Origin of the sequence: Brevibacterium salitolerans (assembly GCF_039531405.1) — a bacterium.
Lineage (GTDB): Bacteria > Actinomycetota > Actinomycetes > Actinomycetales > Brevibacteriaceae > Brevibacterium > Brevibacterium salitolerans.
This window is the reverse complement of record NZ_BAAAPZ010000008.1, coordinates 213,492-228,981: the sequence shown is the minus strand read 5'-3', so window position 1 is coordinate 228,981 and position 15,490 is coordinate 213,492. Positions and strand designations below refer to the sequence as shown.

Annotated in this window: 12 protein-coding genes; 7 read left to right on the top strand and 5 right to left on the bottom strand. The window is 71.5% G+C overall.

The features are described from left to right. The first annotated feature begins 3 nt into the window (after window positions 1-3). Window positions 4-1,194 carry a M20 metallopeptidase family protein gene (locus tag ABD240_RS10945; RefSeq protein WP_344337212.1) on the top strand — a complete coding sequence of 397 codons (1,191 nt, stop codon included), beginning with the start codon at window positions 4-6 and terminating at the stop codon, window positions 1,192-1,194. Between the two features lie 159 nt (window positions 1,195-1,353). Here ABD240_RS10945 and ABD240_RS10940 read toward each other — a convergent pair whose 3' ends face one another. From ABD240_RS10940 to ABD240_RS10925, 4 genes are all read right to left on the bottom strand, one after another. Continuing rightward, complete coding sequence (locus ABD240_RS10940; protein ID WP_344337210.1) at window positions 1,354-2,151, bottom strand: ABC transporter ATP-binding protein; 798 nt, start codon at window positions 2,149-2,151, stop codon at window positions 1,354-1,356. A gap of 1 nt (window position 2,152) precedes the next feature. Beyond that, window positions 2,153-3,850, bottom strand: a complete 1,698-nt coding sequence (locus ABD240_RS10935; protein ID WP_344337208.1) for a dipeptide/oligopeptide/nickel ABC transporter permease/ATP-binding protein — start codon at window positions 3,848-3,850, stop codon at window positions 2,153-2,155. After that, a complete protein-coding gene (locus ABD240_RS10930) occupies window positions 3,843-4,871 on the bottom strand; it encodes an ABC transporter permease (protein WP_344337206.1) in 1,029 nt (342 codons plus the stop codon). Before ABD240_RS10930 ends, ABD240_RS10935 begins: the two co-directional genes overlap by 8 nt. Window positions 4,872-4,992: 121 nt before the next feature. Then, the gene (locus ABD240_RS10925; RefSeq protein ID WP_291793172.1) at window positions 4,993-6,591 is read right to left on the bottom strand and encodes an ABC transporter substrate-binding protein; all 1,599 of its coding nucleotides are present in this window, start codon (window positions 6,589-6,591) and stop codon (window positions 4,993-4,995) included. 164 nt (window positions 6,592-6,755) lie between these two features. Here ABD240_RS10925 and ABD240_RS10920 point away from each other — a divergent pair, with 164 nt between their 5' ends. Then, window positions 6,756-7,820, top strand: coding sequence for an Lrp/AsnC family transcriptional regulator (locus ABD240_RS10920; protein WP_344337203.1), 1,065 nt, complete (start codon window positions 6,756-6,758; stop codon window positions 7,818-7,820). On the opposite strand, the gene ABD240_RS10915 is transcribed toward ABD240_RS10920, so the two are convergent. Continuing rightward, entirely contained in the window at window positions 7,717-9,441 is a 1,725-nt protein-coding gene (locus tag ABD240_RS10915) for an ABC transporter substrate-binding protein (RefSeq protein ID WP_344337201.1), read from the bottom strand. The genes ABD240_RS10920 and ABD240_RS10915 overlap by 104 nt on opposite strands. Before the next feature lie 137 nt (window positions 9,442-9,578). Between ABD240_RS10915 and ABD240_RS10910 the strand changes: the two genes are divergently transcribed. The 5 genes from ABD240_RS10910 to ABD240_RS10890 all read left to right on the top strand — a co-directional run bounded on the left by ABD240_RS10910 (window position 9,579) and on the right by ABD240_RS10890 (window position 15,484). Beyond that, entirely contained in the window at window positions 9,579-10,637 is a 1,059-nt protein-coding gene (locus tag ABD240_RS10910) for an Lrp/AsnC family transcriptional regulator (protein ID WP_344337199.1), read from the top strand. Between the two features lie 124 nt (window positions 10,638-10,761). Further along, entirely contained in the window at window positions 10,762-11,715 is a 954-nt protein-coding gene (locus ABD240_RS10905; RefSeq protein ID WP_344337197.1) for an NUDIX hydrolase, read from the top strand. 77 nt (window positions 11,716-11,792) lie between these two features. After that, window positions 11,793-13,127: a quinolinate synthase NadA gene (gene nadA / locus ABD240_RS10900; protein ID WP_344337196.1), complete on the top strand. Its 1,335-nt coding sequence runs from the start codon at window positions 11,793-11,795 to the stop codon at window positions 13,125-13,127. Between the two features lie 50 nt (window positions 13,128-13,177). Continuing rightward, a complete protein-coding gene (nadC, locus tag ABD240_RS10895) occupies window positions 13,178-14,137 on the top strand; it encodes a carboxylating nicotinate-nucleotide diphosphorylase (protein ID WP_291798433.1) in 960 nt (319 codons plus the stop codon). Window positions 14,138-14,248: 111 nt separating this feature from the next. Then, window positions 14,249-15,484, top strand: coding sequence for a cysteine desulfurase family protein (locus ABD240_RS10890; protein WP_291798430.1), 1,236 nt, complete (start codon window positions 14,249-14,251; stop codon window positions 15,482-15,484). The last annotated feature ends 6 nt before the right edge of the window (window positions 15,485-15,490 follow it).

Below are 15,490 nucleotides of genomic sequence, written 5' to 3'. Positions count from 1 at the left end.
GCGATGACGCCCGATTTCCTCACCGAATCCGCCTCCCACCTCTCCGACCTCGTGGCGCTGCGACGCCGCCTGCACGCGGACCCCGAGCTGGGCCGCCACCTGCCCCGGACCCAGCGGCAGGTGCTCGACGCCCTCGCGGAACTGGACCTCGAGATCACCACGGGCACCTCGCTGACCTCGGTCGCCGCGGTGCTGCGCGGCGGGAGGCCCGGCCCCGCCGTCCTGCTCCGCGGCGACATGGACGGCCTTCCCGTCGCAGAGGAGACCGGACTCGAATACGCCTCGGCCAACGGGAACATGCACGCCTGCGGGCACGATCTCCACACCGCAGGTCTCGTGGGCGCTGCGCGGCTCCTCCACACCCACCGCGCGGAGCTGCCCGGCACCGTCGTCTTCATGTTCCAGCCGGCAGAGGAGGCCGAGGGCGGCGCGGAGCCGATGATCGCAGAGGGTCTTCTCGAACTCACGGGCGAGAGGCCCGTCGCCGCCTACGCCATCCATGTGGTGTCCAGCGACCGCGGCGTGTTCGCCACCCGCCCCGGACCGATCATGGCCGGGGTCGCGGAGCTGCGGGTGACGATCCGCGGCCGCGGCGGCCACAGCTCCGCCCCGCACCTGAATGTGGATCCGGTGCCCGCCGCCGCGGAACTCGTCACCGCCCTGAATGTGCTGGTCACACGCGAGTTCGACATCTTCGATCCCGTCGTCCTGTCCGTCACCCAGCTGCGCGGCTCCGCCGCCATCAACGTCATCCCGGAGACGGCGGAGGTGGGCGCCTCGATCCGCACGCTGTCCCGCGAGTCGCTGGAGCGGGTGCGGAGCCGCAGCGCCGAGGTCGCCCGGGGCGTCGCCGCGACGCACGGGTGCACGGCGGAGGTGGAGTTCGTGGACCTCTACCCGCCCACCGTGAACGCCGCAGACGAGACGGCGGAGTCGCTGCGCGTCCTCACCGCCGTCTTTAGCGAGGAGAGGGTGCGCGTCATGGAGCAGCCGCGCATGGGCTCGGAGGACTTCTCCTACGTGCTCCAGGAGGTGCCCGGGACCTTCGTGTTCCTCGGCGCGGTGCCGGAGGGCGTCGAGCCGGGTGCGGCGACCAACCACTCCCCCAAGGTGCAGTTCGACGACGGCCTCCTGGGCGAACAGGCCGCCGCCCTGGCCTCACTCGCCTGGAACGCGCTCACACGGCAGGGCTGAGACGCGGACGCGGCGACGCACAGAAAGGCGGAACGCAGAGAGGCGGATCCGCCTCTCCGAAGCAGATATCCATATGGAGAGGACGACCGTTTCCCGCCATTCCCCCACACACCGGGGAATGGCGGGAAATACGCGCAGGGGGAATCCTCCGCATTCACCTCACAGCGAGAATCCCGGTCCGCCCGGCACGGAATCGAGCAGCTTCTGGGTGTATTCCGTCGCCGGATTCCGGAATACCTGTGCGATGGGCCCGCTCTCCACGATCTCCCCGTGGAGCATGACGATGACGTCGTCGCACACCTCCTGCGCCACCGCGAGGTTGTGGGTGATGAACAGCATCGAGTAGTTCCCGCCGGTCTTGAGCTCCTGCAGCAGCCGGATCACCTCCGCCTGCACGGAGACGTCCAGCGCGGAGGTGATCTCGTCCGCGACGATGAGCGCAGGATCCACGAGCAGTGCGCGCGCGATCGCGATCCGCTGCCGCTGTCCGCCGGAGAACTCGTGCGGGTACTTCCGGGCGTCGGAGGGCTCCAGCCACATCGTCTCCAGCACCTCAGCGATCCGCTCCGCGTGCCTGCGCGGGGTGCCGTCGACGGGATCCACGGCCTCGGCCAGCGTCTGCCCGATGGTCCGCCGCGGGTTGAGCGAGGAGTAGGGGTCCTGCGGCACGTACTGGACCTTCCTGTACAGCCGGTGCCGCTGCGCCCTGCTCGCCCGGGAGACCTCCTCCCCCTCCACCCAGAGTTCGCCCTCGGAGATCCGGTTCATGCCCACGATGGCCTTCGCCAGCGTGGACTTGCCGGAGCCGGACTCGCCCACGAGTCCCACGACGCGGCCCTGCGCCACCTCGGCGTCCACTCCCTTGAGCACCCTGACCGCGCCGAAGTCCACGCAGAGGCCGCGGCAGCTGACGATGGGGCGGTCCGCCCCGGTCCCGTGCTGTCCCTGATCGGTCATCTCAGCCCTCCTCTTCCCGTCGTCCACCGGACTGCCCGGCGACGGTGAGCACCGGCACCGCGTCCAGGAGGGTCCGGGTGTAGGGGTGGGTCACCTCGCGACTGCGGATCTGCTCCGGGCGCAGCTCCTCGACCACCTCACCGCCGCGCATCACGAGCACGCGATCGCACAGCTCCTGCACCACGCCGATGTCGTGGGAGATGAAGAGGATCGCCGTGCTGTGCTCGTCGCGGAGGCGGCGGAACTGGCGCAGCACGTCCACCTGCACCGTGACGTCGAGCGCGGTGGTCGGCTCGTCGGCGATCATGAGGTCCGGGGTGGTGACGACCGCGCCGGCGATCATCGCCCTCTGGCGCATGCCCCCGGAGAGCTCGTACGGGTACTGCCTCATGCGCTTGGCGGGCATGGTGACGCCCACGCTCGCGAGCGCCTCGACCATGATCCTCCTGGCCTCCGCCCGGCTGCGCCCCATGTGGGTGCGGAGGACCTCCGTGAGCTGTCCGCCCATCCTCAGCGAGGGGCTGAAGGTGGTGCCGGGATCCTGGTAGATGATGCTGATGGACTGGGCGAGCTCCGCGGGTGCGGGCGTGCCCAGCATGTTCATGGTCCCCACGCGCACGGTCCTGCCCCGCACGTCCAGATCGTCCGCGGCGAGACCCGCGATCGACATGGCCGTGAGCGACTTGCCGGAGCCGGACTCGCCCACGATGCCCAGGATCTCCCCCCGGTCGATGTGCAGGTCGATGCCGTGGACGAGCTCCACCGGTTCGCCGTCGCGGGCGCCGGTGACGCGCAGGTCCTCCACCCGCACCAGTGCGGTGTCGCCCTCGGCCGGCTGCGCAGTGGGGTTCGACTCGGGCCTTCGGGGCGTCCAGCTCCGCGCAGCCCGCGGATTCGCGCTGGCCGCGAGCCCGTCGCCCACGAACATGGCGGCCACGGACATGACCACGATCATGATCGCCGGCCCCACCGCCTCGATGGGCTGCGTGTAGAGGGCGTCGAGGCTGTCGTTGAGCAGCGAGCCGAGGTCGTACTGCGGCACCTGCACGCCCAGGCCCACGAAGGACAGCGCGGAGATCTCCACGAGCGTGGTGGCGAACACCGTGGTGGAGAGGATGAGCAGCGGCTCCGCCATCGCCGGGATCATGTGGCGGGTGGCGAGCCGGCGCGCGGGCACGCCCAGGAACCTGGCCGTGACGAAGTAGTCGCTGTTGGAGACCTGCTGTGCGAGGTTGGCGGTCACCCTCGCGAAGCCGGGGATGCCGGCCAGGCCCATGGCGATGACGGCGGTGGAGGCCCCGGGCAGCAGCACCGCGGCGATGATGAGGGCGGTGATGAGCGTGGGGTAGGCGACGGCCGATTCGAGGATCCGCAGGCACCACTCGCGCACGCGGGGCGGGGCGAGCCAGATGGACACGCCGACGACCACCCCGAGCACCACGGAGATCGCAGCCGCGATGACGGTCATGATGAGGGTGAGCCGCGTGGCGATGAGCACACGTGACACGTTGTCCTGGCCGAAGGCGTTGGTGCCCAGCCACGCGTCCCCGGAGGGAGGCAGGCTCCTGTCGTCGCTGAGGGTGTTGGCCGCATCCGCGACCAGGGGCGGTGCGATGATCGCGACGGCGATCGTGAGGGCGAAGAGCACGAGCCCGATGACCAGGCCCGGGCGCAGCGCGCGGCGTCGTGTCTCAGCCATTGGCGTTCCCTCCGCTGAGGTTGCGGGGGTCGACGATCGCGAGGATCACGTCGACCAGGATGATGAGGAGTGTGGCGAGGACGCCGAGGAGCAGCACGATCCCGCGGATCACGGGGTAGTCGCGCATGAGGATCGCATCGACCACCCCCTTGCCCAGCCCGGGCCAGCCGAACACCGTCTCGATGACGACGGCACCGCCCAGCATCCCGGCGAGGATGAGGCCGGAGAGCGTGAGGGTGGTCGTCATGAGGTTGGGGAAGACGTAGCGCAGGTTCACCCTCCACGGGCTCAGCCGCCAGCCGCGGGCGGTGCGCACGTAGTCCTGTTCGAGGATCGTCACGGCCTCGCGCCTCACCACGCGGGCGATGACGCAGGCAGGGCCGAGCATGATGGCGACGGTGGGCAGCACGAGCGCACTCAGCGTCACCGCCCCGCCGGCGGGGAACCATCCCAGCTTGATGGCGAGGACGAAGATCATGAGCGTCGCGAGGACGTAGTTGGGGACGGCGTAGACGAGGCTCGTGACGGCGTTGAAGACGTGGTCGACCCACGCATTGCGGCCGCCGCGGGTGAGGATGGCCACGCCCATGCCCAGCGGGATGGCGATGACCAACATGGCGAGGATCGCCAGCAGCGCGATCTCCGCCGTGAACGGCAGCCGGGAGAATACCGCGGCGGTCACGGTGGTGCCGGAGGCGAAGGAGTACCCCATGTCCAGGGTGAAGATCCCCACGAGGTACTGCCAGAACTGGACCGGCAGGGGCTGTTCGAGCCCCAGCGCCTCGCGCGTCTGGGCGATCTGCTCCTGGGTGGCCCCCTCGCCGGCCGCCACCACGGCCGGGTCGCCCGGCAGCAGGGGGACGATGAGGAAGGTCACGACCACGAGGATCGCGACCGAGAGGAGGAAGCCCCCGCCGCGGCGGAGGGCGAATCTCACCCACGGGTGGTGCGCCAGGCGCGTGGACGCCTTGAACGACACCTGATGCGGAATCTGCGTGACAGCAGAGTTCACCATTGTCATCGGATCTCACCCCTCTTCTCGGTGGGCCGGTTCTCGGGCGGCCGGGAGCCTCGGCACCGGCCGCGGGACGGGCACCGGGCGGACGGACCGCAGTCCGTCCGCCCGGCACCGGCGGTGTGCGTCAGCCGGTGATCCTCAGCGTCATCATGGAGACCGTGCCGTTGACCTGCCGGATGCTGAAGCCCTCGGCCGTGGAGGGCTGTGCCGGGAGCGTGCTCAGCGGGACGATCGCGGCGTCCTGGAGGAGTTCCTTCTGGATCTCCTCGTAGATGCCGCAGCGTGCGGCCTCGTCCGTCTCCGCCATCGCCGCGTCGACCTTCTCCTGGATGTCCTCACGCTTCACACCCGTGGAGTTGCGTCCGCCGTCCTCCGGCGAGGAGCCGGTGATCTGGCTGAGGCCTCCGTACTGGGTCCGCGACATGTTCAGCAGCGACATGACGGTGACGTCCCAGCTCTCCGGCTTGGAGTCGAGCTCCGTGGCCCAGGTGGTGTTGTCCAGGTTGCGGAGGTCGACCTCCGCGCCGGCCTCGCCCAGCGCCTGCGCGATGTAGGAGTTGCCGGCGCCGTTGGGGCCGGTGGACTGCGTGCCCGTGAGGCTGATCTCCAGCCCGTCGAGCACCTCGGACGCAGCCTCCGCGTCCTGCGGGATCACCGCGTCGTCCTCGGTGTAGGCGCAGGCGACCTCGGAGGGAACATAGCTGGAGAGGATCTCCCCCTCGCCGTCCGTGGCGGCGTCGTTGAACGCCTCGCGGCTGATGGCCTGGGCCACCGCCCTGCGCGTGTCTGCGTCCGCCATCGGCATGCCCTCGCGCTGGTTGAACATCACGAACATCGCCGTCGCCGGGTAGATGGAGGTCTCGAAGCCCTCCTCGCCGGCCACACGGGACTTCGACTCGCCCACGAGCGTGGCGTAGTCGAGCGTGTCCGTGAGGAGGCCGTTGGCCATGGCGTTGTAGTCGGCCATGATCGCGAAGGTGACCTTGTCCGCCGGGACGCCCTCGACCGGGGTCGCGTACTCGGGGAAGGTGTAGCCGCTCTCCCGCAGTGCGAAGTCGATCGTCACGCCCGGCTGGTTCGCCGTCAGCGTGTACGCGCCGGAGAATGCGCCCTCGACCTCACCGGCCGCCGTCGCCTCGAGGTCCTCGAGGCCCGCCGGGCAGACGATGCCCGTCTCCGTGAGGGTGAGACCGCGCTCCACGTCCGCCCACGGCTGCTCCAGCTCGATGCTCAGCGTCCCCGCGGCGTCGTCGGGCGTGAAGCTGGGGTCTCCCGGTCCGAACACGATCTCCTTGGCACGGGAGTTCTCCACGAAGGCCTGCAGGGAGTCCGCCACCACGGTGGGCGTGATCTCCGTGCCGTCGGCGCAGGTGGCGCCGTCCCGGATCGTGAGGGTGCCGCCGTTCGGGTCGAGCTCGTACTCGCTCGCGAGGCCGCCCGTGGTGGTGTTGTCCTCGTCCTGGTAGAGGAGCGTCGTGTAGAGCATGGCGGAGACGGTGTTGGCGCTCACGCCGGAGGCGTTGAGCGGGCTGAAGCTGTTGGGATCGGCGATCATCGCCGTGCGGACGGTGTCGGTCGAGTACTCGCCCTCGCCGCCCGCGCTCCCGCCCCCTGTCGTGCACGCGCTGGCGAGCAGGGCGGTGGCGAGGACCGGGGCGGCGAGCGCCGCTGCCCGCCGCTTCGCCGGCATGCGGCCGCCGGCCGCCGTGGAGCTGGTCTTCATCGTTCCTCCTGGAGAGTCGCCTGTCTTCACCGCGCACCGCAGCCGGCGGCGAGGCCTCTCGGCCCTCTGATCGATCAGTCGTTCTTCGGCTTGCAGTTGTGATCCTATTCACAGACACTCAGGTGTCTCACAGATGCACGATTCACACATCGACGGAGCCGCATATGACCAGAACAGACATGAGCGCCGGGCCTGCGCCGCATTCACTCACGGAATCGGACCTCGAGCTGTTCGACGCCATGCAGGACGACCCCCGCGGGCCGTGGACGGAGATCGGACGACGCGTGGGGGTCTCCCCCAGCACCGTCCGGCGGCAGTGGCAGCGGATCAGCTCGCAGCGCGACGCCTGGATCGTGACCTATCTGGGCAAGGGCGCCGGGGTCTTCCTCTCCATCGTGGAGGTCGAGTGCACCGCGGGTGCCGTGCCGCAGGTGTGTGCCGCGGTGCGGCTGCTCCCTGCCGTCCTGAACGTCTACGAGACCAACGGGGACGTCGACCTCCTCCTCGAGACGGTGACGCTCGACGTCCGGCAGCTGCGCAGCGTCCTCCACGCCGTCGCACAGGCGCCCGGAGTCATCCGCGTGCGCTCGAGCACCGGCAGCACCGTCTACCGGGAGGCCTCCCGGTGGCGCACCGGAGCGCTTCCGCGCACGTCCTCCGCCGGGTCGGAGGAGGCCGCCGCGCCGAACCCCGCCCAGCTCGACCGCGCCCTCACGGTCCTGCGCGAACTCGAACGCGACGGACGCGCGAGCCCGGCACACCTCGCCGGGGTCCTGGGGATGAGCGAGACCCACGCCCGCAGGTACGTGAAGGCGCTGCTGCGGCAGAAGGTCCTCGTGCAGCGCGTCGACATGGCGCCCGGCGTCTCCGAGTGGCCCCACTCGCTCGCGCTGCACATGTCCGCCCCCGCCGGCGAGCTCGCCGCGACCGCCGCGGCGATCTCCGGCATGCCCGGCACGCGACTGTGCACGGCCACGGCCGGAGGACGCCACAACCTCTACGCCGTCATCTGGATGCACGGGGTGCACGAGGCCGTCGAGGTGGAGGCCCGGATCACCGGATCCCTCACCGTGGAGGTGCTCCACCGCAGCCTCATCCTCCACGCTCACAAGCGCATGGGCCACCTCATCGACGAGCACGGGCGGGACGCCGGCCTCGTCCCCTGGCAGCCGCCGGGAGCGGACGGGGCGGCAGCCGTGGCGGAGGATCCCGCACCTCCGTCGCCCTGAGCCCGGCATGCCCTGCCCAGCCCGTGATCCGCATGGAGATGGTGGGGACATAGCCGCGGTACTGCCGGATGCTGAAGCCCTCACGCGTCGTGACCTGGGTGGGCAGCGTGGCCAGCGGCACGAAAGCGGCGTCGTCGAGCAGGCTCGTCTGGATCTCCTCGTAGACCGCGCACCGCGCCTCCTCATCGGGCTGGGCCATGGCCTCGCCCACCAGGGCCTCCGTCTCCGGCCGCTCGGCTCCGGACGAGTTCTGTCCGCCCTGCTCCGGCAGCGGGCCGATGAGCTGCGCGAGGCCGCTGTACTGGGTCCGCGGGAGGTTGAGCTGCGGGTAGACGGTGAGGTCCCAGCTCTCCGGCCTCGTCGCCAGCTCGGTCGCCCACGTGGTGTCGTCCACGCTGCGCACGCTCACCTCCGCCCCGGCGGCTTCGAGCGCCTGCGCGACGTAGGAGTTCCCGGCGCCGTTGGGACCGCTGGAGGTGGTGCCGAACACGTTCAGCGACAGGCCGTCGAGCACCGCCGAGGCCGCCTCCGCATCCTGGGCGATGAGCCCTTCGTCCCCGGTGTGGGCGCAGGGCACGCCTGCGGGCACGTAGCTGGAGAGCAGCTCACCCTCGCCGTCCGTGGCCGCATCGTTGAAGGCTTCGCGGCCCACGGCCTGCGCGACCGCACGGCGGGTCTCCGCATCCGCCATGGGCATGCCCTCGCGCTGGTTGAACACGATGAACATGGAGGCGCCGGCGTACCGCGAGGTGGTGAAGCCCTCCTCCTCGGTGACCCTCGCCATCGCCTCGCCGTTGACCGTCGAGTAGTCGAGCGTGTCCGTGAGCAGGCCGTTGGCGACGGCGTTGTAGTCGCTCATGATCGAGTAGGCGACCTTCTGCGGCGGCACCCCCTCGAGCGGAACGGCGTACTCCGGGAAGGTGAAGCCCTCCTCGCGGAGTTCGAGGTCCACACTCACCCCCGGCTGATGTCCGGCCAGGACGTATCCGCCGGAGAACGCCCCCTCGACCTCGCCCGCGGCGGTGCCCTCCGGGTCCGCGAGGCCGGCGGGGCAGACGATGCCGGTCTGCGTCAGCGCGAGGCCCCTCTCCATGTCCGCCCAGGGCTCGCTGAGGCTGATCGAGACGACGCCCGCCTCGTCGTCGGCCTCGATGACGGGATCGCCCTTGCCGAACACGACCTCCTTGACGGTGGAGGCCGCCGCGAACGCCTCGAGCGAATCCGCGACGACCGTGGGGGTGAGGGGAGTGCCGTCCGCACAGGTGGCGTCCTCCCGGATGGTGAACTCGCCGCCGTGCGGATCGACCTCGTACTCGGAGGCCAGGCCCGGCACGGTGGTGTTGTCCTCGTCTCCGTAGAGCAGCGTGGCGTAGAGCAGGTGGCCGGTGATCAGCGAGCTCAGCGCGGTGTACTCGGTGGGCAGGAAGCTGTTCGGATCCGCCATCAGCGCCACGCGCATCGTGTCCGTCGAGTACCCGTCCTCGCCGTCCGGCCCGCCGCCGCCCGTGGTGCAGCCGCTCAGCACGAGCGAGACCGCGGCCGCCGAGGCGCCGGCTCCCGCCCAGCACCTCCTCCGCGGCACCTTCGCATCTCGCCCTGCCTCCATCTTCCCGTCTCCCACAGTTCCTCCTCGAATGTGCGGTCCCGCGGACCTTCCTGCGACGCTGCAGGACTGTGAGCGCGGTTACAGTGTGGACTGTACTGAGCGGTCCGGATGATCCTGCCGGTCTGCTCACTTCGCAGATGGGGAGGGTGCCCGTGCTCGGATCGGATCCCGGAGGCCGCACCGAGGTGCCCGCATTCACCGAATCGGATCTGGCGCTCATCGACGCGATGCAGGAGGGACCGCGCGCCGCCTGGTCGGACGTGGGCAGGCGGATCGGCGCCTCGGCGGCCACGGCCCGCCGGCGCTGGGAACGGCTCTCCGGGAGTGGGCTCGCCTGGATCGTCACCCAGCCCGGACGCGCCTCCGGAACCGTGGTCTCGATCATCGACCTCGCGTGCGGCTCGGACTCCGTCGCCCACGTGGGCGCGGCGCTGACCGTGCACCCCCAGATCATCCAGATCGCCGAGGTGACGGGGAGCTTCGCGCTCTCGCTCATCGCCCTCACCCCGGACCTCCCCGCCCTGCGCAGGCTCCTGCGCATGGTCGCGGAGGTCCCCGGCGTGGAGCAGGTGCGGCCCAGCGTGGGGACCGTGGTGTACCGCGACGGTTCGCACATGCGCACGGGTGCGCTCCCGGGGACGTCCGGCAGCGCACCGCCGAACGCGGCCTCGCGCGAGACCCTGCAGGATGCGCGTCCGCGCGCGGTCCTGCGCGCCCTGGAGACCGAGGGGCGGGCACCGAGCACGGCCCTCGCACAGGCACTCGGCGTGAGCCAGGCGCATGCGCGCAGGTACACGCGCTCCCTGTTCGAGCTGGGGGTGCTCTCGAGCTACATCGACGTGGCCCAGCCCGCGACGGGCTGGCCGTACGCACTCGTCCTCCAGATGACCGCGCCGGCCGCTTCACTCGACCGCACCGTGGCAGCCGTCTCCGCGCTGCCCCGCACGCGGCTCTGCCTCGCGCTCTCCGGAGGGCCGCACAACCTCCATGCGGTCGTGTGGCTCAGCCACGTGCGGGACGCGGTGGAGTTCGAGGCGCGCATCACCGCCTCGCACGAGGTCCAGGTCGCCCACCGAGGCGTGGTCCTCCACTACCACAAGCGGGGCGGCAGCATCCTCGACGAGGACGGCCGGCGCACCTCCCACCTCCCGTGGACGGCACCGCTCCCGGCGGAGCTGGGAGCCTCTCCCCTCGCGTCCGGCGTCCGCTGAGGGGACAGCGGGCTCGCCCAATCCCCCGCACCTGTTATTGTCGTGGGCACAATATCCATGTGCGCCCGCCTTCGGCTCCCTCTCCCGGGCCGGGGCCGGCGACCACGCCACAGGAGGTGCAGTCGTGCCCACCGCAGCCCGGGAACCCGTGCGCGGCCTCGACGAGCCGTACGGCTCCGACGCTCTGCGCGGCGCAGACGGCCGTTCCGTCGCAGGGTCCGTGCACGGCCTCGGCGGCCGGCCCGGTGCCGCGGGCGCCCTCGGCCAGGCAGGGCCCGTCACCCCGCTCAGCCGCGCGAACGTGCGTGAGCGCGCGCAGATCTCACCGGACCTCGCGGTGTCCTCGGTGGTCTTCGCGCTCGCAGACCGCGACGGGGAGAGCCGCAGGGGCACAGGTGCCGGCGGCAGCGGAGGAGGCGGCAGCGGCGGAGGTGCGGACGACGACCGCACCGGCGGGCCGGGGGCGCCGGCCCCGGAAGCAGGTGAGGCCCCCGCTCTCGAACTCCTCCTCCCGCTCGTCCGCCGCGTCCGCGAGCCGTTCCGCGGCTGCTGGGCCCTGCCCGGCGGACCGCTGCGGATGTACCAGTCGCTGGAGGAGGTCGCCGTCCAGCACCTCCGCGAGGCCACCGGGCTGGAGCCGGGATCCGTCGAACAGCTGCACACGTTCGGCGGACTCGACCGCTCCCCCGGGCTCCGCGTGGTCTCCGTCGTCTACTGGGCGGTGCTCCCGCTGGCGGCCACTGCCGCCGCACTGGACCGGACGGAGGAGGCGGAGAACGTGGCGTGGTTCCCCGCCGGGGCCCTGCCGGACCTCGCCTTCGACCATGCGGAGATCATCGCCTACGCGCTGCGGCGGCTGCGCAGCTCCGTGAGCTGGGGACGCCTGGCGCGGGACGTGCTGGGCACCCGCTTCACCCTCGCCCAGCTGCGGGAGGCGGGAGAGTGCGTCGCCGGCCGGCGGCTGGATCCCGGCAACTTCCAGCGGCAGGCGAAGGCCGATCCGCAGATCGTGCCCACGGAGGAGTTCCTCACCGGCGGACGGCACAGACCTCCCCGCCTCTACACGACCACCGCATGAGGCCGCGCAGCCGCGCCCGGCCTGCTGCGCGCCCACCGCAGAACGACGTGCCCACCCATGACCGCCCAGGAGTGACGATGACGACCTCTCTGCCCACCCCCACCCTTCCCGCCCCCGGCCTGCGTGCTCCCGGCATACGCCGCACGGGCGGAGCAGCCTCCTCGGCCTCGTCCTGCAGTCCGGAGCTCACCACCGCCCCCTGGACCATCGATCGCCGCGGCCCCGGCTATGGCCCCGGTGCCTCCCAGGAGGACCGGGCCCCGGCCTCGGCCCCGGTGCAGGGACCCGTGCCGGAGGAGTACCGGAACCTCGACGAGGATCAGCTCCACGCCCGGATCACCGCCGCCAAGGAGGCCCTGGGCGAGCGCGTCATGGTGCTGGGGCACTTCTACCAGCGCGACGAGATCGTGACCCACGCGGATTTCCTGGGCGATTCCTTCCAGCTGGCGAGGGCCGCGCTCGGCCGTGAGGAGGCCGAGTACATCGTCTTCTGCGGCGTCCACTTCATGGCCGAGACCGCCGACGTCCTCTCCCGCGACGACCAGGCCGTCATCCTGCCCAATCTGGCGGCGGGCTGCTCGATGGCGGACATGGCAGACGTGGCAGGGGTGGAGGACTGCTGGGCGCAGCTGACCCGGGTGCTCGCCGAGGAGGGCGGCTCCCTCGACACCCCGGACGAGACCGGGAAGGTGCCGGTCATGCCCATCACCTACATGAACTGCTCGGCCGCGCTCAAGGCCTTCGTGGGCAGGCACGGCGGGATCGTGTGCACCTCCTCGAACGCCGCCGTGGTGCTGGAGAGGGCGTTCGAGAAGGCCCACCGCGTCCTGTTCTTCCCGGATCAGCACCTGGGCCGGAACACGGCGCGGGCGATGGGGATCGGGCTGGAGCGGATGCCCCTGTGGTCGCCGGGGAAGCCGCTGGGCGGCAACGGCAACACAGTCGCCTCGCTGGAGGACTCGGCCGTGATCCTGTGGCACGGCTTCTGCTCCGTGCACAAGCGCTTCACGGTGGACCAGATCTCCGCCGCCCGCGCGGAGCACCCGGACGTGCGGGTGATCGTGCACCCGGAGTGCCCCATGGAGGTGGTGGACGCCGCCGACGAATCCGGCTCCACGGACCACATCCGCCGCGCGATCGAGTCCGCTCCCGCCGGATCCACGTTCGCCATCGGCACGGAGATCACGATGGTGAGCAGGCTCGCGGCAGAGCACCCCGAGCACACGATCTTCTGCCTCGATCCCGTGGTGTGCCCCTGCTCCACGATGTACCGCATCCACCCCGCCTACCTCGCCTGGGTGCTGGAATCGCTGGTGGCGGGCGAGGTCGTCAACCGGATCACGGTGCCCGAGGCCGAGGCCGCCGATGCCCGCCTGGCCCTGGACCGCATGCTGGAAGCGGTGCCGAGGTGAGCAGGGCGATGTCTGTGCCAGTGACTGAGGCAGTGGCTGGAGCTGGGGCAATGGCTCCCGGCCCGGCTGCGGCTGACAGAGCGGCTCCGGTCCCCGCGGCTCCCGTCCCGGCCGCGGCCGTGCGGCGGATCGCGCAGGCGGCGCTGCAGGAGGACGCGCCCCGGGGCGACGTGACGGCTGCGACCTTCGTGCCGGCCGGCATGCGCACCCGGGCGGCGGTCGTCGCCCGGGAGGCCGGCGTCATGGCCGGCGGAGAGGTGTTCGCCGCGGTGGTGCGCGAGGCCGCCGCGCATGCAGGCACCGGGGAGTGCCGGGTGCAGCAGACCGTGTCCGAGGCCGCCCCCTTCTCCGCCGGTGACGTCCTCCTCACCGTGGAGGGACCGGCGCACACGCTGCTGCTGGCCGAGCGCACCGCGCTCAACCTCCTGCAGCGCATGTGCGCCGTCGCCGCGCTCACCTGGCAGTACGCGGATGCCGTGAGCGGCTGCGTCTCCGCGGCGACGGGCCGGCCGGTGCGCATCGCCGACACCCGGAAGACGACTCCGGGCCTGCGCATCCTCGAGCGGTACGCCGTGCGCTGCGGCGGCGGTGCCAACCACCGCGACGGGCTCTCCGATGCGGTGATGCTCAAGGACAACCACGTGACTCTGCTGGGCGAGGGCGAGCAGCTCACCGCCGCGCTGCGTGCGGGACGGGCGCGTCTGGGACACACCGTGCACGTCGAGGTCGAGGTGGACCGCCTGGACCAGATCGAGGCCGTGGCGGACGCGGGCATCGACACGATCATGCTGGACAACTTCTCCCCTGCAGAACTGGTCGAGGGCATCCGCCTGGTGGACGGCAGAGCGCTCGTGGAGGCCAGCGGCGGCGTGAGCCTGCAGACGGTCCGCGCAATTGCAGAAACCGGCGTGGACGTCATCTCCGTGGGGGCGCTCACGCATTCCGTCCGCAACCTGGATCTGGGCCTGGACACGGTGGATCGCGATTCCCACGCCGCCTGCGGCGCATAGCACCACCATACGTACGGCACCGGTGGTGGAGTGCCACGCAGCAGGTGGCGACCCGCGACCGCACGATGGCGTCGCAGCCATCCGGCGGCACCCGCACGAAGGAGCACTCTCATGCTGTACCTCGACCATGCGGCCTCGGCACCCCTGTCCCAGGCGGCGCTGGATGCCATGCACCCGTGGCTCACCGGCGGACTCGGCAATCCGGCCAGCGTCCACGGGGCCGGGAAGCAGATGGCGGCGGCCCTGGAGGCGGCCCGCGAGCTGGTGGCGGAGCTGCTCAGCACTCCCGCAGATGCCAGGGTGACTGCCGAGGAGGTGGTGTTCACCTCCGGCGGATCCGAGTCCAACGCCATGGCCGTCCTGGGCCTCGCCCGCGCCGCCCGCGACCGCGATCCCGCACGCACCCGCCTGCTGGTGAGCGCGGTGGAGCACTCCTCCGTGCTCGACCCCGCCGCCCAGCTGGCCGAACGCGAGGGCTTCGAGCTCGTCACCCTGCCGGTGGACGGCACGGGGGCCGTACGTCCGGATGTGCTGGCCGAGGAGCTGGGCCTCGGGGATCAGATGGACGCGGAGGGCGACCGGAACGCCCCGCCCCACCGGGACGACCTGCGCGGACAGTGTGCCCTTGTGGCCGTGCAGGCGGTGAACAACGAGGTGGGTACACTCCAGCCCATCGCCGAGGTGGCCGCACTCGCCCATGCAGCCGGCGCCCCGGTGATGGTCGATGCCGTGGCCGCGGTGGGAGCGGTGGAGCTGGCAGAGATCGCACGCCATGCCGATGCGCTCACGCTCTCCGCCCACAAGCTCTCCGGGCCGCAGGGGGCAGGACTGCTGCGGCTGGCACCCGGTACGCCGTTCGTGCCGCTCATGCCCGGCGCGCAGGAGAGCGGGCGGCGCGCCGGCACCCCGGGCGTGGCCTCTGCCCTGGGCGTGGCGGCGGCGCTGCAGGACACGCTCGAACGGGCCGCGCACAGCGAACAGCATCGGCTCCGCGCACGGCTCGAGGCGACCGTGCTCCACGCCGCGGACGGGCGGGCGCGGGCCACCGGCCCCACTGATCCTGCGCGGCGCTCGCCATTCATCGCCTCCTTCACCTTCCCCGGCCTCGGCGGCGAGACCCTGCTCCTGGAGCTCGAGGAACGCGGCGTGCTGTGCTCCTCCGGCTCCGCCTGCCACGCCGGCTCCACGGAACCCAGCCATGTGCTGCAGGCGATGGGACTGAACGCGGACGAGGCGCGCAGTGCGGTGCGCATGAGCATCGGCCCGGAGTTCGCGGAGGAGGACCTCGCCGCCGTCGCCGAGGCCGTCACCGGTGCCGTCCGCGCCGTCACCGACCTGGGGGTGTGAGGACGG